This is a genomic window from Neisseria weixii (genome assembly GCF_002327085.1).
Classification (GTDB): Bacteria; Pseudomonadota; Gammaproteobacteria; order Burkholderiales; family Neisseriaceae; genus Neisseria; species Neisseria weixii.
On the sequence record NZ_CP023429.1, the window covers coordinates 2,021,548 to 2,040,831 of the forward strand.

Annotated in this window: 18 protein-coding genes and 3 pseudogenes; 9 read left to right on the top strand and 12 right to left on the bottom strand. The window is 45.9% G+C overall.

Annotation, left to right across the window (positions count from 1 at the left end; all coding sequences use genetic code 11):
* Positions 1–31 precede the first annotated feature (31 nt).
* Positions 32–1,141: a replication initiation factor domain-containing protein gene (locus CGZ65_RS10280; protein WP_232507431.1), complete on the bottom strand. Its 1,110-nt coding sequence runs from the start codon at positions 1,139–1,141 to the stop codon at positions 32–34.
* Positions 1,142–1,354: 213 nt separating this feature from the next.
* Positions 1,355–1,570 (bottom strand): hypothetical protein, encoded by a 216-nt coding sequence (locus CGZ65_RS10285; RefSeq protein WP_096295742.1) that lies wholly within the window; start codon positions 1,568–1,570, stop codon positions 1,355–1,357.
* 216 nt (positions 1,571–1,786) lie between these two features.
* Here CGZ65_RS10285 and CGZ65_RS10290 point away from each other — a divergent pair, with 216 nt between their 5' ends.
* The 4 genes from CGZ65_RS10290 to CGZ65_RS15225 all read left to right on the top strand — a co-directional run bounded on the left by CGZ65_RS10290 (position 1,787) and on the right by CGZ65_RS15225 (position 5,602).
* The gene (locus CGZ65_RS10290) at positions 1,787–2,719 is read left to right on the top strand and encodes an AEC family transporter (RefSeq protein ID WP_096295743.1); all 933 of its coding nucleotides are present in this window, start codon (positions 1,787–1,789) and stop codon (positions 2,717–2,719) included.
* 267 nt (positions 2,720–2,986) lie between these two features.
* Positions 2,987–4,198 carry an ATP-binding protein gene (locus CGZ65_RS10295; RefSeq protein ID WP_096295744.1) on the top strand — a complete coding sequence of 404 codons (1,212 nt, stop codon included), beginning with the start codon at positions 2,987–2,989 and terminating at the stop codon, positions 4,196–4,198.
* A gap of 86 nt (positions 4,199–4,284) precedes the next feature.
* Positions 4,285–4,902: a hypothetical protein gene (locus tag CGZ65_RS10300; protein ID WP_096295745.1), complete on the top strand. Its 618-nt coding sequence runs from the start codon at positions 4,285–4,287 to the stop codon at positions 4,900–4,902.
* 37 nt (positions 4,903–4,939) lie between these two features.
* Positions 4,940–5,602 (top strand): VPA1262 family N-terminal domain-containing protein, encoded by a 663-nt coding sequence (locus tag CGZ65_RS15225; protein ID WP_378595838.1) that lies wholly within the window; start codon positions 4,940–4,942, stop codon positions 5,600–5,602.
* Here CGZ65_RS15225 and CGZ65_RS10305 read toward each other — a convergent pair.
* Positions 5,599–6,236: pseudogene (locus tag CGZ65_RS10305) on the bottom strand (IS1595 family transposase). The gene CGZ65_RS15225 and the pseudogene CGZ65_RS10305 overlap by 4 nt on opposite strands.
* A 54-nt stretch (positions 6,237–6,290) precedes the next feature.
* On the opposite strand from CGZ65_RS10305, the gene CGZ65_RS12955 reads away from it, so the two are divergent.
* The 3 genes from CGZ65_RS12955 (at position 6,291) to CGZ65_RS10315 (ending at position 8,099) form a co-directional block, all read left to right on the top strand.
* Complete coding sequence (locus tag CGZ65_RS12955) at positions 6,291–6,821, top strand: VPA1262 family N-terminal domain-containing protein (RefSeq protein ID WP_269768645.1); 531 nt, start codon at positions 6,291–6,293, stop codon at positions 6,819–6,821.
* A 62-nt stretch (positions 6,822–6,883) separates the two neighbouring features.
* A complete protein-coding gene (locus CGZ65_RS10310) occupies positions 6,884–7,804 on the top strand; it encodes a hypothetical protein (protein WP_157742773.1) in 921 nt (306 codons plus the stop codon).
* Positions 7,764–8,099, top strand: coding sequence for a hypothetical protein (locus tag CGZ65_RS10315; RefSeq protein WP_096295747.1), 336 nt, complete (start codon positions 7,764–7,766; stop codon positions 8,097–8,099). The genes CGZ65_RS10310 and CGZ65_RS10315 overlap by 41 nt, the downstream gene beginning before the upstream one ends.
* A 419-nt stretch (positions 8,100–8,518) precedes the next feature.
* On the opposite strand, the gene miaB is transcribed toward CGZ65_RS10315, so the two are convergent.
* Positions 8,519–9,847, bottom strand: a complete 1,329-nt coding sequence (gene miaB, locus CGZ65_RS10320; RefSeq protein WP_096295748.1) for a tRNA (N6-isopentenyl adenosine(37)-C2)-methylthiotransferase MiaB — start codon at positions 9,845–9,847, stop codon at positions 8,519–8,521.
* 191 nt (positions 9,848–10,038) lie between these two features.
* Complete coding sequence (locus tag CGZ65_RS10325) at positions 10,039–10,422, bottom strand: hypothetical protein (protein ID WP_096295749.1); 384 nt, start codon at positions 10,420–10,422, stop codon at positions 10,039–10,041.
* A gap of 241 nt (positions 10,423–10,663) precedes the next feature.
* On the opposite strand from CGZ65_RS10325, the gene hemL reads away from it, so the two are divergent.
* The gene (gene hemL / locus CGZ65_RS10330) at positions 10,664–11,947 is read left to right on the top strand and encodes a glutamate-1-semialdehyde 2,1-aminomutase (RefSeq protein WP_096295750.1); all 1,284 of its coding nucleotides are present in this window, start codon (positions 10,664–10,666) and stop codon (positions 11,945–11,947) included.
* Positions 11,948–12,035: 88 nt separating this feature from the next.
* Here hemL and CGZ65_RS13470 read toward each other — a convergent pair whose 3' ends face one another.
* The 7 genes and pseudogenes from CGZ65_RS13470 to aroE form a co-directional block, all read right to left on the bottom strand.
* Positions 12,036–12,326 (bottom strand): EamA family transporter, encoded by a 291-nt coding sequence (locus CGZ65_RS13470; protein ID WP_198345280.1) that lies wholly within the window; start codon positions 12,324–12,326, stop codon positions 12,036–12,038.
* Positions 12,287–12,913 carry a DMT family transporter gene (locus CGZ65_RS10335; protein ID WP_198345281.1) on the bottom strand — a complete coding sequence of 209 codons (627 nt, stop codon included), beginning with the start codon at positions 12,911–12,913 and terminating at the stop codon, positions 12,287–12,289. Before CGZ65_RS10335 ends, CGZ65_RS13470 begins: the two co-directional genes overlap by 40 nt.
* A 154-nt stretch (positions 12,914–13,067) precedes the next feature.
* Positions 13,068–14,009, bottom strand: coding sequence for a transposase (locus CGZ65_RS10340; protein ID WP_096294647.1), 942 nt, complete (start codon positions 14,007–14,009; stop codon positions 13,068–13,070).
* Between the two features lie 112 nt (positions 14,010–14,121).
* Positions 14,122–14,942 (bottom strand): annotated as a pseudogene (gene ppsR / locus CGZ65_RS10345) (posphoenolpyruvate synthetase regulatory kinase/phosphorylase PpsR).
* A gap of 60 nt (positions 14,943–15,002) precedes the next feature.
* Positions 15,003–15,649 (bottom strand): annotated as a pseudogene (locus CGZ65_RS10350) (IS1595 family transposase).
* 75 nt (positions 15,650–15,724) lie between these two features.
* A complete protein-coding gene (gene mtgA / locus CGZ65_RS10355) occupies positions 15,725–16,426 on the bottom strand; it encodes a monofunctional biosynthetic peptidoglycan transglycosylase (protein ID WP_096295751.1) in 702 nt (233 codons plus the stop codon).
* Positions 16,426–17,238: a shikimate dehydrogenase gene (gene aroE, locus CGZ65_RS10360; protein ID WP_096295752.1), complete on the bottom strand. Its 813-nt coding sequence runs from the start codon at positions 17,236–17,238 to the stop codon at positions 16,426–16,428. Before aroE ends, mtgA begins: the two co-directional genes overlap by 1 nt.
* A gap of 397 nt (positions 17,239–17,635) precedes the next feature.
* Between aroE and glnA the strand changes: the two genes are divergently transcribed.
* The gene (gene glnA, locus CGZ65_RS10365) at positions 17,636–19,054 is read left to right on the top strand and encodes a type I glutamate--ammonia ligase (RefSeq protein ID WP_096295753.1); all 1,419 of its coding nucleotides are present in this window, start codon (positions 17,636–17,638) and stop codon (positions 19,052–19,054) included.
* Positions 19,055–19,284: the final 230 nt, after the last annotated feature.

A 19,284-nucleotide genomic window follows, 5' to 3' on the forward strand; every position in this document is an offset into this window, starting at 1 on the left:
GCTACACTTTCAGGCGGCAGCGTTTTGCCTTTTAAAATCTGTATGCGTATTGGTCATACATCAGATTCAGATAATCTTGTTCGTGCTTGGCTTCAATCAGCTTGGTCATTTTGCGTTTTTGCTCAATGGCCATTTCAAGCAGCATTTGGGCGGATTCGCCGAGCCACACACTGCCTTCTGGCTTATCGTGTATGGCCGGTGCGTGGTTTTCGGTACATGTAAAAACTTCGGGATTTAAGCGTTTGGGCAGCAAATCATGGTCGGCTTCGAACATAGCCAAAATTTCCGAACGGTCTTTATGCGGAAACATGGATTTGGCGGCATTGATGGCGCGGCCAACTTGGTTTTTAGCCACTTCGATACAGCGTTCAAAAGTCAATTCAAGATTCTTTTCAACGGCTTCAATGCGCCTTGCTTTTTCCTGAAATTGGGCGCAAATCGGGTATGCGCCTCCGAAGTATTCGCCCGGAACGGTTAATACTTCAAACGGAATCACAATGTCTTTCGCTTTGAATTCGATTTCAAAACGTACCCATTGGCTTGCTTTATCGCCTAACTGTTTGCCTTTTTCGTAAACGCGGACATATTTGGATGATTCACGGGAGCCTACATAGTAGGTTTTTCCTTTGCCGTTATTGGATTCCCAATCCGTGCCGACCGATTCCCCGTCGGGCATCATATGGTGGTTGGTGAACTTACCCGCGAGACGGTCGGCTTTGGCCTGTTCGGGTGTGTATTCGCCTTGGAAAAAGTCTTTGGCGATGTCGATACGGGTAATTTTTGGGCGGACTGCCTGCGTAATGAACTGGTACAGACGTGATTCCCAGCCGTCTAAAGCGGCATTGCAGCCCGTGGCGGTAATCTCAATCAGCATAGTATTGTTTTGACCGCCGAAATGGACGCGGCCATATTGGGCATTATCGGTACCCATCAACCAACACGAATCATAAAAACGGCCACCCGAATGCTTGGCTTTTTCGGAAATACCGAAACCGAAAACATCGGTCAGAATCATGGACGCGCGAATGATGTATTCATCATCGGCAACCAACGGATAACCGGCGAGCAGGGAAAAGGTGTCTTCGTGAACGGAAAAGCTGATTTGGTCGATGAATGCAGAATTGGCTTTGCCGCGACGCAAAGGAACTTCAATCAGACGGCCTTTCGAATCGGTCAGGAAGGTGGTGTATTTTCAAAGGTTTCCTGTTCGGTACTCAAAGCCGCTCCGGTTTCTGCTCCCCCCTGTTAGATAAGGGGGGCGCCATCGGCGCGCATGTATCCGCCTTTGGCGCGTCGCTTACGCTGCCGCCGCCAAAGGCGGCCACACGCGCTTTCTTGATTTCCTTGTTCATCATTATGAAATTTCCTTACTCATGATTTCACGAACGGATAATCTGCCGTATTCATTGGCTTCATTTTGGGTTTTACAAATTCGGTCAGGCGAAGAGATGGGGAAATTAACGGTTTTAAGGCAATGGGAAGAATTGCCGTCTTCTTTGAAGATACGCACGATGAACGACTTTGGAATAGTCGGCGGTTCGGGATTGACGGTGTAGAATACGATGCACATGAATAAAGCCCCTTTGTTAAAGGGGCTTTACGTTGGTTAAAAATGCCCCTTTCATGGGGCGCAATATATAAGGTCTCTGGCCGTCTGGAAAAGCATTTATTGCAGCCGTTTCTATTTTCAGACGGCCTTCATGAATATGCAAAAAGGCAACACAATTTGTCGCCCCCATCACAAAGGCGTAAAATCCTAATCCATTCATATCCTATCAATATTCTCATGGAAACTTCCCTGCTGCTCGCCGAAAAAATTGCCCAACTCACGCTGATTGTGCTGATGGGCATTGCCTTGGTGAAATTCAAACTGCTCAAACCGGCCGACAGCTACCCGCTTTCCGTGATTACCCTTTACCTCATCAGCCCGGCGGTGATGATTCACGCTTTCCAAGTCGATTACACACCCGAAATTCTTGATGGTTTGTGGCTTTCGGTAAAGCTCGCTTTGCTGTTTAGCTTTTCACTGATTGTGCTGGGCAAGCTTTTGGCTAAAATCTTCAAGCTGGATATTCTGGAACAAGCCGCCGTGATTTACACCAACGCGGGCAATCTGATTATTCCGGTGGTGCTGGCCGTATTCGGCGCAGAATGGCTGATTTACACCGCAGGCTATTTGATTGTGCAAACCGTATTGTTCTGGACGCACCTGCGCGTGATGTTTGCCGGACGCAGCCAAATGTCGGTAAAAAAAATCTTTACCAACGTCAATATTTTGTCCATCGCCGTCGGTTTATTCATGTTTGCCTTTCAAATCAAACTGCCAAGCGTGGTGGATAACGCGCTGGCCAACGTCGGCAGCATGATCGGACCGGTTGCCATGATGATTGCCGGTATGCTGATTGCCTCGCTGCCTTTGAAGGAAATCATCACCTCCAAACGCATCTACCTCGTCACCTTCCTGCGCCTGATTCTGATGCCGCTGGTGTTGCTGGTGATGATCAAGCTCTTCGGCCTCGCCGAACAAAACAATCACAACCAAACCGTGGTACTCATCAGTTTCCTCGCCACCATCAGCTCTTCCGCGGCTACGGTCACGCAAATGGCGGTGCTGTATCAAAAGAATCCGCAAAAAGCCAGCGCGATTTACGGCATCACCACCCTGCTGTGTGTGGTGAGTATGCCGTTGATGATTGTGCTTTATCAGTGGGTGATTTGAAAGGCTTGAATATAAATAGGCCGTCTGAAAACATAATTTTCAAACGGCCTGCTTATTTGTAATCAGCAATATAAGCTGTGCCAACCGGTGTCAAAAAGACATTTAGGTTAAAGCGCACTGATTCTTGAATAAATAAAACCGCAAAAAATCTTCCCCACCAAAACATAACCCTAAAAAAAACCGCTAAATAAAAAGTTTTTATGGTTATAACCAGAATAAAATAATAAAATCAACCTTAATTTAAGAATATACCCAAAAGGTTTTACTATGATTAACCGCCCAAACTATCTCCAACAACTCAAGCCTTTTATCGATACCCCTTTAATCAAAGTCATTACAGGCATTCGCCGTTCAGGAAAATCAACGGTGATGAAATTATTGCAAGCGGAATTGATTTCCCAAGGTGTTGATGAGCAAAACACCATTCATATCAATTTTGAAAGCTTCGCATTCAGTGAATACAAAACCGCCGAGAAGCTCTACGCTTTAGTTAAAGAAAAAATCCAAACAGCGGAGAAATATTATCTACTGCTTGATGAGATCCAAGAAGTTACCGACTGGGAAAAAGCGGTCAATGCCTTTATGGTAGATTTCAATTTGGATTTATACATCACCGGCTCTAATTCGCATTTGTTGTCATCCGAGCTTTCCACTTATCTTGCAGGGCGTTATATAGAAATTCCGATTTTCACGCTTTCATACAAAGAGTTTCTGGATTTTAAAGCAGCTTATTCACAAGAAAACATTGAAAATTCAACCACACTTTTCAATGAGTATCTGCAAAAAGGCGGTTTCCCCATGGTGCATACGGCGGATTATCCGCAAGAAGTTGCCTATAAAATCGTTCAAGATATTTATGCGTCTGTGATTTTGCGCGATACCGTGCAACGCCATAAAATCCGTGACGTTGAACTATTGGAGCGCATTGTGAAATATGCGTTTGACAATATCGGAAATACATTTTCAGGCAAAAATGTGGCCGATTATTTCAAAAGCCAGCAACGCAAAGTCGATTTAAATACGGTATATAACTATCTCAAAGCACTAGAAAGTGCGTTTATCTTGCACCAAGTAGAACGCTTTGATGTGAAAGGCAAAGAGATTTTGAAAACCCAAGAAAAATTCTATTTGGGCGACGTATCTTTGCTTTATGCCACAATGGGCTTTCGCACCAGCTTAATTGCAGGCATTTTGGAAAATCTGGTCTATCTCGAGCTCAAACGCCGTGGTTATCAGGTATATATCGGCAAACTCGGCACCAAAGAAATTGATTTTGTGGCACAAAAGCAAAATGAAAAGCTCTATATTCAAGTTGCCTATAAATTAGAAAATGCACAAACCGTTGAACGAGAGTTTTCGCCCCTACAAGCCATTGCCGATAACCACCCGAAATATGTGATTACCATGGATGATTTTTGGCAGGAAAATATTGATGGCATTGTGCATCAGCATATTGGGGATTTTTTGTTGGGAAATTAGAAAGAAATATTTATGCTATATGAATTTAATAAACATATTCTTGATGATAGAAGAATGAATAATTTATTTCATGGTCAAGAATCAATTTGTTTACAAGCTTGGGCTTAGAGTTACAAGAAAAATCTCAAGTAGATTACCGCTTGCTATATGGTAGAGTGCTCCCATATGATTTTCAAAATAATCAGTGGATATCAGATTTATCTAAACATAATAAAATGGTTTCTATTAACGGGGAATTAAAAGCTAGAATTATTTCTTTTCAGCTTACTACATCCGCAGAAAATTTAAATACATTCATTACCAGCTTGCTTCAAGGAAACTCATTTTTAGAAGCCTCCGAAAAAATCTTGGTGGATATAGCTGAAAAACAGCAAGAAATTTTTGATTCATTAAAGCTTTCACCTCCGTATTGCATTAGACCGGTCATGCATTTACCTCCAAGAGATAATTACGTCTGGAATACCTCTAAAGTTAGCCCAAACTCTGATGCTAGCTATGATAGTGCAGCAATTAGTTTATTAGAAAAAACAAATTTTTGGAACATATTAGGTATATCAAGAAGCAAGAAAATTCTAGAATTGATTAATGAAAAGTTAAAAGGTGAAAATCTAGATATAGGTGGTATTGATGCTTGGAGACTTGGAGATTTAGAGTTTCTTTTTGCCCTAGTCTTAATAGTCAAGAAAAACCAAAATTCCATTTAGATTTAAAGAAAAAAATACATTAGAAATTTTTGAAGAAATATCTGAACACTCTTTAGTTGCTATATTAAAACTTTTTAATGGCGATAGTTTACTTTTTACATCAATACAAGAGTTTAAAATAACTAACTATCCATTTAATTTAGACTTTCACATAAATGAATCTTGCAATGAGATATTTGACTCTTACACATTTGAATTATTTGAAAAAAGTGATTCCAATATTACGATATTAGCCCAAGAAGGGCATCCACTAGTACGTTCAATACAAGTTCAGAGCAATGTTATATCAAATATCTCAAATACCGAAAATGATCCTTGGTTACAAAAAGGTTTACCAAATTCATCTCTAAATAAAGCTAAAAGCTTCACATCCATAGAAAGGTTAACTAATCATTGTTCTGAATTTTCAGTTGGTAACGATAAGAAAGATCCATGGTTCGATTCTGATATTGAAATTACCCGCTATCTAAAAACAGTGTTACCACAATCAACTGACGCACACTTTTTCCCTAAATTGGTACTTAATGGCGAAAGTCGGCTTGACTTAGTTGCATGGTTGAAAAAAATAATAAATAAACATCCTAATGCCCAAATTGCTTGGTTTGATCCTTTTATGGAAAATGTAGGGATAAACTTATTAAATCGACTAGGGTTTAACTCAGGAGATTATATTATTTTTGGGGCTGTACTAGATAACTAGAATAAATTCTGCTTTACTAATTGTTTTAAAATAGAAATCTGAACTTTTATTTCACTGTGGTTAAACCGCCATTCACATTCCTTCAAATACAGCTCAAAATGCTCTTTGGGAATGCCGTTAAACTTACGTAAGCGGCGTTTTGCCTGATTCCAAAAGTTCTCAATCCCGTTGATGTGATTTTGCCGATCAGCAAAGTGAGTGCTGTGATTGATGCGAAAGTGGCTAAACTCACTCACATCAAGTACGTCATAGCTTTTGTAACAATCAGTGTAAACAATACTGTCAGGCTTTACTTGCTCACGTATTACCGGCAATAAAGTATTGGGCACGGCAACGGTGCAAACCTTGCCGTTGCGCTTCAGAAGCCCGAATACAGCGACTTTGCCGGCTGCACCGCAACCGCGTTTGCCTTTGCGCTGTCCGCCAAAACAGCTTTCATCAACTTCTACTCCGCCATCAAACATTTCCGGATGCGGGCTGTTATGGAAAATCAGTACGCGCAACGATGAAAGCAATAGGTTGCCGTGTTTTTATTAACACCGGCTAATTGAGCTGCAGTACGGGCAGTAACACCCGCAATAAACAGTTCAATCAGTTTGTTTTGCTTGTACTGGCTTAAACGGCTTCTTCTCATAGGGGTTATTCCAACCTGAAATTAGATTTCCCTGGTTATCTAGTACAGCCCCTTATTTTTACATCAGAGGCAGGTGAAGAAAATAATAGAATTCAGAATTTAATTAAACAATGTGAGAATTGGTCTGAAACAATAGGATGTGTAAAATTAAAAGTCATTGGGCTTGATAAGCTACACGATAGAATGATATTAATTCGTGCAAAAAATGGCAAGCCATTAGCGGGGTACCATTTATCTAATTCTATCCAAAGGGCTAATGAAAATAACCCATTGTTAGTTACTGAAATCTCTCTAAATGTACTATATCCTGTATTCTCTTATGTAGATGAATTAATTCAATCTCAAAATGTAAGTAATAAACCTGCTATTTTTGATTCTACAAAATATCAATCTAAAAATCAACAAGAAAAACAATCATTTGATTCTGAATCACCTTATCAATTTCCTAAATTAGGTTGGGTATTAGCAAAATGGTGGAGAAAACCAGAATTAGAGCATTTGTCTGGAAATGAGTTAAAAGCTAATTTACATTCTATAGAGTTAGATTTTGAAAGTCACCAAGAAAATATTCAGATATTCCATTAGCTTTTTTTGGCGATTTATTCTCATCAGAGAATTTTGTAGAAGAATGGGATGCATTTGGCTGTTTGCTTGCCCATATTCCTGCTGAGAAATGTGTTTACGAAATAGGAAATCTTAATATATCAACCACATTAGTTGATAATTTATTATCTTATCTGGATCCTACAAGGAAAAATTCCCTATCACTTAGATGCAAAACTATCGTGTTAGATCTAGATAGCTATTTGGCGATGAGCTTTGATAAATTAATATTTAATGAATACCCAGAAATCATTTTTCAATATGATATAAATGAAATTTCTTATAGTGATTATTATGCAATTAAATTTTTATGGAATTTAGCTCCTGAAGCTATTATCAATTGGCTAGATGAACAATTATCATCCTTTGACAAAAAGAATAGCCAACAAAGAGCATTGATTACTGATGCTTTACGATATATTTGTGGTGATTTCGAATGTCTAAATAAATGGATTATGCTTTTTAGAAGCAATCATCATTTGCTTCAATGGATAGGTATATATAAAATAATTTCTTTATTTTTTGAGAGTAAAATAGATGAATATAAAATTTGTCAAATTATTGATAGACATCCCACGCTGGATAAAACCAAAATATTTTTATGGGTTATCAAAAAATCTGTTTTCAGAAACAATGAATTTAAACCTATATTTTTGTCAAAAGCTATAGAATTTAGCGAACCTATGGATAATGACCGTCTTGGAGAGCTTTTAAATATTTTACGAGGAAGACTAGGCAAGCTATATCATATATATTTCTGGATTCTAGAATATGTGCTAGAAAATATGGTAAGTCAAAGACTTATTTCTTATAATCAAATAATGAATTACTGGCTTGAAGACTTAGAGATAGACTGGTTCAAAGCTATTAAAAACAATCACGAGCATATTCATTTCAGATTTGCACTTGAAGGAAAGTTTTCTGATGAACTTGTCTATCTATTTTCTAAATTATCTGATTTCTAAATTATCTGAAGATGAACAAATTTTAGTATTATCTAGATTTGATAAGATAATCAACTCAGAGATAAGAATTATCAGAAAACCTTTAGCAAGAACATTAAATTACTCTTTATATACCAATGCATTTAAAGTAAATATTTGGATATTGGCAATATTTAATAGGTTATCTAGACTGAAATTATCAAAAGAAAATATTAAGGAAATAGAAGATAAAAAGGAATTATTATCAGACATTTATCAGAGGTATTCATTAAATGAAGATAGTGATAGAGAGCTATTGAGTTACTATGCAGAATAGTAAATTTTATTATTCTAAGCGCTATCTAAAAATCAAATTTAGATGGCATTCTTTTACCTAAAATCGGTAAAAAATCTGTAAATTTTGACTAATATTTTGCCACTTTTCGCTTCTTCTTTGCTTCATCAAGCTAAATAAAAACAGCCTGAGAACATCATCTCTCAGGCTGTTTACTATTTAATGATTTCGTTTTTTAATAATACTTAGCAAATCACTTTTCGGCACAAACAACATTGGCTATTTGTCCCACCCTTTAGATTGTATTGCACGCTTAACATCTAATCCAAATCATGCAATAAAGCGTACCCTATTCCGATAATAATGGTATTACCTTCAACTAAAGCGAAATCAGTGACGACTGGGTACTCAGCATTCCTATGGCAATTTTTTTGGGGTTAAAGCCGCCACCACCTTTCGCTCTACAACTCTACCGGCACCCCACGCAGCGAGAAGGTATAAGCATCGGTGATTTCCAAATCAACCATTTGGTTAATCATCTCCGGCGTGCCGTTGAAAATTACCACGCGGTTGTTGGCGGTACGCGCTTGCAACTGGTCTGGGTCTTTCTTGGAAATGCCTTCTACCAAGCAGCGTTGTGCCGAGCCGATCATGCTTTGGTTGATGCGTTTGGTTTCCGCTTCGATGACTTCATTCAAGGCTTCCAAACGGCGCACTTTTTCGGTGTTCGGCGTATCATCCGGCAGGTTGGCGGCAGGTGTGCCCGGGCGCGGGCTGTAAATGAACACATAGCTCAAATCGAAGGCAATATCTTTCACCAGCTTCAAGGTTTGCTCGAATTCGCGTTCGGTTTCACCTGGGAAGCCGACGATAAAGTCGCTGCTCAAACACAAATCAGGGCGGATGGCGCGGAGTTTGCGGATGATAGATTTGTATTCTAAGGCGGTGTAGCCGCGTTTCATGGCGCTCAATACACGGTCGGAGCCGCTTTGAATCGGCAGGTGCAAATGCGACACCAGCTTCGGCAAATCGCGGTAACACTCGATAATCGAATCGGAAAACTCGCGCGGGTGGCTGGTGGTGAAACGCATGCGCTCGATGCCGGGGATTTCATGCACGATGCGCAACAAGGTGGCAAAGTCGCAGATTTCGCCATCGTCCATCTCGCCGCGGTAGGCGTTCACATTTTGGCCTAACAGGTTGATTTCTTTCACACCTTGTTGCGCCAAACCGGCAATTTCGGTCAACACGTCATTCAACGGGCGTGAAAATTCTTCGCCGCGGGTATAAGGCACCACGCAGAAGCTGCAATATTTCGAGCAGCCTTCCATGATGGAAATAAACGCGCTGCCGCCTTCCACACGCGCCAGCGGCAGGTGGTCAAATTTTTCGATTTCCGGGAAGGAAATGTCCACTTGCGAATGACCGGTGGTTTCTTTATCCACAATCATTTTCGGCAGACGGTGCAGCGTTTGCGGACCAAACACCACGTCCACATAAGGCGCGCGCTTGATAATTTCCTCACCCTCTTGCGAAGCCACGCAGCCGGCCACACCGATAATCAGGTCGGGATTTTTTTCTTTGAGCGGACGAACGCGTCCCAAATCAGAGAAAACTTTTTCCTGCGCTTTTTCGCGTACGGAGCAAGTGTTGAACAAAATAATATCGGCTTGATCGGCTTGCGACACCTGCTCGATACCGCCGTGTTCTTCCGCCAAAACGGCCAGCATTTTTTCGCTGTCGTATTCGTTCATTTGACAACCGAACGTGCGGATAAAGACTTTTTTCATGGATTGTGCTTTCTCAGGTAGCCCGTAATCGCGGGGCTGATTTATAAAACTTTCAGACGGCCTTTGAAGATTGCAAAGGCCGTCTGAAAGTGCGGTTCTCTCAATTTGATATATTTAATTCAACACGGTTGGGCTGTTGATATAAAAGCCACCGTGATTAAAATTTAATGGGTTTTCAGACGGCCTGAAACTTACTGCGCCTGATTCTGTACGCGCTCGGCAAAGTTTTGCACTTCGCCTTCGGTCAGCACCCAAATTTCACGAATCACGCCCGCGCCGTCTTGTTTGACGGCCAATGGTTTGCCGACTTGCGCGTTCAGACGGCCTAATATGATAAAGCGGTCGTTTTCATCGCGGATGCGCACGAATCGGGATAATTGGAAGCGGCCGGCATTGCCGTCGACCAAGCCTAGGGTGAGCAGTTTTGTCCACGAAAAGCCGCCGCTGCTCAATTTCACATACGGCAATTCAACTTGTTTCAACACCGCCACATTCATATCCATAGGCACCTCGCGCTGCGCCCAAGTCAGCGACGAACAAAGCAAAAGGCAGGCTGCCAGTAATCCGCGTAACATGATTTTTTTCTAAGTATTGGTTAAGGTGCGAGATTATAGCACAACCCAATAAAAAATGAATAGAGTGATTGTTTTTAAAGAACAATTTTCATATTTATCTGCACAGATTCGCAAACGCCACGCATTTGGCTGCTTCAGCCATGCCGTCTGAAACCGCTTATCCGCAAATCAATGTTAAAATAACGCTTTATTTTTCAGACGGCCTCCCCCTTTCAGACGGCCTTTCAACAAGGACAACAGCATGAACCGTAACGAAATCTTGTTCAACCGCGCCAAAGCCATCATTCCCGGCGGTGTGAATTCACCGGTACGCGCATTCGGCAGCGTCGGCGGCGTGCCGTGCTTCATCAAAAAAGCCCAAGGCGCGTATGTTTGGGATGAAAACGACACACGCTACATCGATTACGTCGGCTCGTGGGGGCCTGCGATTGTCGGCCACGCCCACCCGGAAGTGCTGGAAGCCGTGCGTGAAGCGGCTGCGGGCGGTTTGTCGTTCGGTGCGCCGACCGAAGGCGAAATCATCATCGCCGAAGAAATCGCCAAGCTGGTGCCGAGCGTCGAGCAAGTGCGTTTGGTCAGCTCCGGCACCGAAGCCACCATGACCGCCATCCGCTTGGCACGCGGCTACACCGGCCGCGACAAAATCATCAAATTCGAAGGCTGCTACCACGGTCATTCCGACAGCCTGCTGGTCAAAGCCGGCAGCGGTCTGCTCACTTTCGGCAATCCGAGTTCCGCAGGTGTGCCGGCCGATTTCACCAAACACACTTTGGTGCTGGAATACAACAACGTCGCCCAACTCGAAGAGGCCTTCGCCCAATCCGGCAACGACATCGCCTGCGTGATTTTGGAGCCTTTTGTCGGCAACATGAATTTGGTGCGGCCGTCTGAAAGCTTCGTCAATACCCTGCGCACGCTCACCGAGCAACACGGCGCGGTGTTGGTTTACGACGAAGTGATGACCGGTTTTCGTGTGGCCTTGGGCGGCGCGCAATCGCTGCACGGCATCAAGCCCGATTTGACCACCATGGGTAAAGTGATCGGCGGCGGTATGCCGTTGGCGGCGTTCGGCGGCAAACGCGAAATCATGGAATGCATTTCCCCGCTCGGCGGCGTGTATCAGGCCGGTACCCTTTCCGGCAACCCGCTGGCCGTGGCCGCCGGTCTGAAAACGCTGGAAATCATCCAACGCGACGGCTTCTATGAAAACCTGACTGCCCGCACCGGACAACTGGTGCAAGGTTTCACCGCCGCCGCGCAGGAAAACGGCGTGCAGTTCACCGCCGACAGCGTAGGCGGCATGTTCGGCCTGTATTTTGCCGATCACACTCCGCAAAACTACGGCGACATGGCGCGCAGCAACATCGACGCCTTCAAACATTTCTTCCACGGCATGCTGGAACGCAACGTGGCTTTCGGCCCATCCGCCTACGAAGCCGGTTTCGTATCCGCCGCACACACACCGGAACTGATTGACGAGACCATCGTCATCTCGCGTGAAGTGTTTCAAAATATGGCGAAATAAGCTCTAATTTAGATTGAGTGAAAAGATAAAGGCCGTCTGAAATTTCAGACGGCCTTTTATGATATAACAGTGAGTTTGCTGTTTTCACCTATCCCAATGCCTGCTCCATCTTCTCTTTTTTCCCCACCGCATTCAACACGGCCACCGCGATAATCAAAAACACGCCCACCGATTGCAACACGCCCAATTGTTCGCCCAGCAGGAACACCGCCAACATCACCGCAGTAAACGGTTCAAACACGGTAAACACAGCGGCTTTGGCAGCAGGCATTTTTTCCAAACCTTTGACAAACAAGCCGAAGGCGATAATCGTGCCGACCAAAGACAAGGCAGCCGCGGTCAGCCATACCGAAACATCCAGTGCAGCCAATTGCGCCAAAGTTTGATGCGTAGCAGGCAGGAAATGCTGACTGATGTAAACAGCAACATCATCGGAGGCGCGCCCGTCATGACTTTTTTGCCCAACACGCCATAAAGCGCGTAGCAAATACCCGACCCCAGCCCAATCATAATCCCGAGCGCATCAAAATTCATGCCGCCGGCCATGGTCAAGCCTACACCCAATGCAGCCACCGCCGTGAGCATGGCCGCTTTGCGCGTAATCGGTTCACCCAACAGCATACGGCCGAAAATCAAACTCCACACCGGCGCGGTATACAGCAACGCCACCGCCAGCGACGAGCCGACTTTGGCCACTGCCGCAAAATACAGCAAGCTCATACCCAACATACCAATCAGCGATTGCGCCGTCAGTATCGGTAATCGCTTGATGTCCAATCCACACAAAAAGCGCATGAAATAAGGCAGCAACAGCAGCAAAACCGCCGCCGCAATCACAATGCGCAAAGTTGCCACCTGCACACCGTCAAAACCGGCGAAGTTGAGCAAGGTGCCCAAAAAACCGAGCGAACCCCAACACACCGTCGCCACGGTAATCTGAATCATGCCTACAGTCTGCTTCTCCATTTTTTCCTCTGTTATTCTGAGACCTTTGCGAAATACCGGCCGTCCCATCCAAACGGTTACCTGAACAATCAGGTAACCGTTTTTTCATTTTCAGACGTGTTTCCCGTCCGTATTTCCCCCAATCAGCCCCTTTATCGGGTGCACATTGCCCTTTTCAGGCAGCAGCAGGCACACGAAGCCTGCCGGCTGCCTTTGGCAGGTTCAGGCACACCGCTTTCAAATGGCTTTGCGCCGGTACTTTCCGTAAACCGAAATAACGCGCTCTTTTACAGCCGGATTTCCGGTGCGGCGTACCGAAGGTTTGCCCGGCCGCACAGCGCACTTCCGACAGCTGCGTATTGCGCTGTTTCTCCTGCTCCGTTAAAGGTTTGCCCCGCTGTGCCTTACGCATCATGCCGCCGGACAGCCGTTTGCTTTGCAGATGCTCCCGGTTGGCTTTACTGTCATACCCCTTATCGGCATAGACGGTTGTTCCGGGTGCGGTGCCTTCCGGCAGCGGTTCGAAATGGTTGCACTCACGGGCGTCGGCCGGGGTGAATCTGCCCTCTTTCTTCACCCGGCGCGCATCCTTGTCTTTGCCGGGCAGGGTTTCGGCAGTGATGCCGTTTTCATCGGTTTCGACAGCCTGACGCTGTTTGCCGCCGGCAGTTTGGATGATGGCGGCGTCAATCACTGCTGCCGGGGCTTTCTCTGTTTTTAAGCCTTTTTCGGTCAGCCGGCGGTTAATCAGTTCGGGAAGCCGGGCTAAGGCGTCATCCTGTGCCGGCCGGTTGCGGAAACGGCAGGGGGTGCTGTGGTCGGGTAAGGCGGGTTTATCAAAGCCGCAGAAGAAGCAGAAATCCGGACGGGTAGCCAGACAGCGTTCCGATTCCGGATCGGAAAGGCTGTGCCATTGGCCGGGCAATACGGCTTTGAGCACGGGCGGCAGCGGATAGGCGGGGCGGCCGCGGTGGCCGCGGATGTAACGGGTCTTTTGCCGGTTGGGCAGTTGTCCGACGGGCTGCCAATCGGGCAGCCGGTTAATTTTGAGCAACGGGCAGCTGTCGGTATGTTTACCCGTCATGATTCGGGCTTGTTGGTGGAAGAAGCTGCTCATAAAAAAAACTCCTCTGAATTCTTTAGGGGAATTTAGGGGAGTTTTGGGTTTTTTGCAAAGGTCTCACGCCGTCTGAAACACGATGTTTCAGACGGCCTTTGTGATGCATATATTAGAAACGGCGTTTCAACTGACAAGCTTGCAGGATGTACACGGCCAATTCTTCTACCGATTTATCGGTGGTATTGGTATAAGGAATGCCGTGTCGTTTAAACATCGCTTGCGCATCGGCCACTTCGCTGCGGCAAGTGTTGAGTTGTGCATAGGTCGAATTCGGACGGCGCTCTTGGCGGATGGCTTGCAGGCGTTCGGGCTGAATAGTCAGGCCGAACAATTTGTCTTTATAAGGTTTGACCATGCGCGGTAAATCGCTGGATTCCAAATCATCGGGAATCAGCGGATAGTTGGCGGCACGGATACCGTATTGCAGCGCAAGATAAAGGCAGGTCGGTGTTTTGCCCGAACGCGATACCCCATCAAAATCACATCGGCTTCCTGCAGGTTTTTGTCGCTGACGCCATCGTCGTGATTGAGCGAAAAGTTTACCGCCTCCATACGCGCATCGTAGCGTTGGGTATTGCCGATACTGTGGTGGCCTTGCGCGGCCAAAGTGGCTTCGGCATTCAGCTCTTTTTCCAATGCACCCAAGAAGGTTTCAAAGAAATTGATTTGGTAGGCATTAGCGGTTTTAATCATGTTGCGGATTTCATCATCCACCACACTGACAAAGGCAATCGGGCGTTCGCCGTTGGCTTCGGCATTGGCGTTGACTTTGGCAATCACTTCCTTTGCTTTTTCAACGGTGTTGATAAAAGGATAGGTGTAGCGTTTGAATTCGAGATTGCCGAATTGGTTGAGCAGCGCTTCGCCGATGTTTTCGGCGGTCAGGCCGGTGCGGTCGGAAATATAAAAGATATGGCGGGGTTGGGGCATACGTTTCTCTCTAATGAATAAATGTACAAGATATAAACTTATAGGGGCTGTACTAGATAACTAGAATAAATTCTGCTTTACTAATTGTTTTAAAATAGAAATCTGAACTTTTATTTCACTGTGGTTAAACCGCCATTCACATTCCTTCAAATACAGCTCAAAATGCTCTTTGGGAATGCCGTTAAACTTACGTAAGCGGCGTTTTGCCTGATTCTAAAAGTTCTCAATCCCGTTGATGTGATTTTGCCGATCAGCAAAGTGTGTATTGTAATTGATGCGAAAGTGGCTAAACTCACATCAAGTACGTCATAGCTTTTGTAACAATCAGTGTAAACAATACTGTCAGGCTTTACTTGCTCACGTATTACCGGCAATAAAGTGGCAGTTTGTGTATTGGGCACAGCAACGGTGTAAACCTTGCCGTTGCGCTTCAGAAGCCCGAATACAGCGACTTTGCCGGCTGCACCGCAACCGCGTTTGCCTTTGCGCTGTCCGCCAAAACAGCTTTCATCAACTTCTACTCCGCCATCAAACATTTCCGGATGCGGGCTGTTATGGAAAATCAGTACGCGTAAACGATGAAAGCAATAGGCTGCCGTGTTTTTATTAACACCGGCTAATTGAGCTGCAGTACGGGCAGTAACACCCGCAATAAACAGTTCAATCAGTTTGTTTTGCTTGTACTGGCTTAAACGGCTTCTTCTCATAGGGGTTATTCTAACCTGAAATTAGATTTCCCTAGTTATCTAGTACAGCCCCTTTCATTAATACGTGATTTGGCATTATTCTGTGTCACTGGCCGGTAATTCTGCCGAACCCATGCGCCGCAAGATAACGTTGGTTTTGCCGCACAGGCGTTTGCTTTTCGGGTTTTCGGCATAAAACAAAGGTGCGGGCACGCGGGCAGCAAGCTTGGCGGCTTGCTGTTTGGTCAGCTCGGCGGCCGGCTTTTTATAGAAATACTGCGACGCGGCTTCGGCACCGAACACGCCGTAATGCCATTCGATGGTGTTGAGATACAGCTCGAAAATGCGGTCTTTGTCGGTCACGGCTTCCATCATCGCGGTAATGGCGGCTTCTTCGGCTTTGCGGATGTAGCTGCGGCTGTCGTTGAGAAACAGATTTTTCGCCAATTGCTGACTGATGGTCGAGCCGCCGGCCTTCACTTCGCCACTTTTTTGGTTGCGCTTGATGGCGTTTTGAATGCCGCTCCAGTCGAAGCCGTCGTGATCGGCGAATTTGGCATCCTCCGAAGCAATCAAGGCTTTTTTCAGGTTGGTGGAAATGCGTTCATACGGCACCCAGCGGTAATCCAATGTTTCGCTGCGCCCTTCTTGCTGAAACTGGCTCATGCGCATGCTCATGAACGCGGTTTGGTGCGGCGCAACGGCACGGTAAGTGATGATGTTGCCGTATACATAGGCGTTAAACAGAATAAACCCCGCCACCGGCAGTGCAATCAGCCATTTGAGAATGCGCAACATCACAAGTCTTTCATGTATTCAAACACAGGTTTGATGTCCGGCTCGAAACCGCGCCACAACTGGTAGGAAAATGCAGCCTGCCCGACCAGCATACCCAAACCGTCGGCAGTTTGTCGTGCGCCCGACTCAGCGGCAAATTTTAAAAACGGCTCGGAATCTTTGCCGTAAACCATGTCGTAAGCCAAAGCACACGCGCCGAACACGGCCGGTGCGATCTCGGGCAATTCGCCGTTTAAGCCGCCGGATGTGCCGTTGATGATGATGTCGAAATGATTTTCCGGCAATTCGTTCATGGCAATAGCGCGAATACCGAAACGCCCGGCCACTTCTTCGGCTTTGGCATGGGTGCGGTTGGTGATGACGATTTCAGCCGATTGATGGCCTTGCAATACGGGAATCACGCCGCGCACCGCGCCGCCTGCACCAATCAGCAAGATGCGTTTGCCCGCCACCGGCACACCCCGCGCCTGAATAATGTCGTTAACCATACCCACGCCGTCGCTGTTGTCGCCGCGGAATTTACCGTTACCCAACAGAATAATGGTGTTTACCGCACCGGCAGCCAAAGCGCGCTCGGAATGTTCGTCAACAAAATTGAAGGCATCCAATTTAAACGGCACAGTCACGTTCGCGCCCTGTCCGCCTTCGGCAAAAAATGCAGCCGCAGCTTCGGCAAATCCGCCGATTTCGGCGTAAATGCGGTCGTAATCAATGGCAACGTTTTCCTGCTTGGCAAATTCTTGATGAATTTGCGGTGATTTGCTGTGTTGCACAGGATTGCCGAATACGGCGTAACGCGGTTTGCTGCTCATGGCTGGCTTCCTTCACTCATCAGGCAAAAGCGTTATTATAACGGATTTTATCAGGATTGAAGCGGCTGTTGTGTTAAATACCGCAAGTTGATGTATTGTGCCGTTTGAGCAGTAAATTGTTGACAATAAGACCGTCTGAAATTATATTTCACGTATCGGTTTGAATTGATTAAAACACAGCGCAATGGCAATATTTACCGCTGTTTTTCAGGCAGGCTCAAGCCTTCGCGCGCCATTTTTTAACGGCTATTGACAAGCTGTTAAACGTGATAAAATAGCCCTTGCGTCTGTTACTGCCTGCCAACCCAGTTTGTCCAAATAAACAGGCAACCAAATGCCGCCGGCGCGGTCGCATGTTTATTTGGATTGACTGATTTCCCTATTTAGGAGCTTGAACATGTCTATTAAAGACGTTGTAAAACTGATTGAAGAAAGCGAAGCACGCTTCGTTGATTTGCGTCTTACCGATACCAAAGGTAAACAACACCACTTTACCATTCCATCGCGCATCGTGCTGGAAGATCCTGAAGACTGGTTTGAAAACGGCCAAGCCTTCGACGGCTCTTCCATGGGCGGCTGGAAAGGCGTTCAGGCTTCTGATATGCAGTTGCGTCCGGATGCATCAACTGCTTTTATTGATCCTTTTTACGATGACACTACTGTCGTCATTATCTGCGACGTTATCGACCCGGCCGACGGCCAAGGTTACGACCGCGACCCGCGTTCCATTGCCAAACGTGCCGAAGCCTACTTGAAATCTTCCGGCATCGGCGACACTGCTTTCTTCGGCCCTGAGCCTGAATTTTTCGTGTTTGACGGCGTGGCATTTGAAGCCGCCATGCATAAAACCCGTTACGAAATTACTTCCGAAAGCGGTGCGTGGTCAAGCGGCGCACATCTTGACGGCCAAAACACCGGCCACCGTCCGATGGTAAAAGGCGGCTATTCTCCTGTGGCACCGGTTGACCAAGGCCAAGATTTGCGTTCGGCCATGGTGAACATTCTGGAAGAAATCGGCATTGAAGTCGAAGTGCATCACGGCGAAGTAGGTACTGGCTCACAAATGGAATTGGGCACCAAATTCGGCACCTTAGTCCGCCGCGCCGACCAAACCCAAGACATGAAATACGTGATTTGGAATGTGGCGCACAACTTCGGCAAAACAGCCACTTTCATGCCGAAACCGATTATGGGCGACAACGGCTCGGGCATGCATGTGCACCAATCTATTTGGAAAGACGGCCAAAACCTGTTTGCCGGTGACGGCTACGCAGGCTTGAGCGAAACCGCGCTCTATTACATCGGCGGCATCATCAAACATGCCAAAGCACTTAACGCGATTTGTAACCCGTCAACCAACTCTTACAAACGTTTGGTGCCGCACTTTGAAGCACCGGTGAAACTGGCTTATTCAGCGAAAAACCGCTCGGCCTCCATCCGCATTCCATCGGTAAACAGCGTAAAAGCCCGCCGCATCGAAGCGCGTTTCCCTGACCCGATGGCCAACCCTTATTTGTGTTTCGCCGCCTTACTGATGGCCGGTTTGGACGGTATCCAAAACAAAATTCATCCGGGCGATCCGGCAACCAAAAACCTCTACGACCTACCGCCGGAGGAAGATGCCTTGGTGCCAACCGTGTGCGCCTCTTTAGATGAGGCTTTGGCTGCGCTGAAAGAAGACCACGAATTCCTGACCCGTGGCGGCGTGTTCAGCAAAGACTGGATTGAAAGCTATATTGCCTTTAAAGAAGAAGATGTCCGCCGCGTACGTATGGCGCCGCATCCGCTGGAATTTGAAATGTATTACAGCCTGTAATCCACGGGCAGTCAAACCAGTTAAGGCTGTCTGAAAAAGTTTTGTGTGAATCGAAACAGTTGCAGACGGCCTTTTACTTTTCCTAATCACTTCATAAAACGTTCACATTTTTTTCCTATAATATAAAACTTCTATATTCTAAAATGATCGTGGATTTATCCCGTCGTTTCTTAGCCGGCTCTTTGCTGCTGATTTTATTGGGCAGCGGCTTCGTACATTACCGTGGCTGT

Excerpts from the sequence above, each read along its gene's own strand:
- CGZ65_RS10285 (WP_096295742.1), bottom strand. The coding sequence starts at position 1,570 with ATGTGCATCGTATTCTACACCGTCAATCCCGAACCGCCGACTATTCCA.
- CGZ65_RS10290 (WP_096295743.1), top strand. The coding sequence starts at position 1,787 with ATGGAAACTTCCCTGCTGCTCGCCGAAAAAATTGCCCAACTCACGCTG.
- CGZ65_RS10295 (WP_096295744.1), top strand. The coding sequence starts at position 2,987 with ATGATTAACCGCCCAAACTATCTCCAACAACTCAAGCCTTTTATCGAT.
- CGZ65_RS10315 (WP_096295747.1), top strand. The coding sequence starts at position 7,764 with ATGAACTTGTCTATCTATTTTCTAAATTATCTGATTTCTAAATTATCT.
- miaB (WP_096295748.1), bottom strand. The coding sequence starts at position 9,847 with ATGAAAAAAGTCTTTATCCGCACGTTCGGTTGTCAAATGAACGAATAC.
- CGZ65_RS10325 (WP_096295749.1), bottom strand. The coding sequence starts at position 10,422 with ATGTTACGCGGATTACTGGCAGCCTGCCTTTTGCTTTGTTCGTCGCTG.
- hemL (WP_096295750.1), top strand. The coding sequence starts at position 10,664 with ATGAACCGTAACGAAATCTTGTTCAACCGCGCCAAAGCCATCATTCCC.
- CGZ65_RS10335 (WP_198345281.1), bottom strand. The coding sequence starts at position 12,913 with ATGGAGAAGCAGACTGTAGGCATGATTCAGATTACCGTGGCGACGGTG.
- CGZ65_RS10340 (WP_096294647.1), bottom strand. The coding sequence starts at position 14,009 with ATGAGCAGCTTCTTCCACCAACAAGCCCGAATCATGACGGGTAAACAT.
- mtgA (WP_096295751.1), bottom strand. The coding sequence starts at position 16,426 with ATGTTGCGCATTCTCAAATGGCTGATTGCACTGCCGGTGGCGGGGTTT.
- aroE (WP_096295752.1), bottom strand. The coding sequence starts at position 17,238 with ATGAGCAGCAAACCGCGTTACGCCGTATTCGGCAATCCTGTGCAACAC.
- glnA (WP_096295753.1), top strand. The coding sequence starts at position 17,636 with ATGTCTATTAAAGACGTTGTAAAACTGATTGAAGAAAGCGAAGCACGC.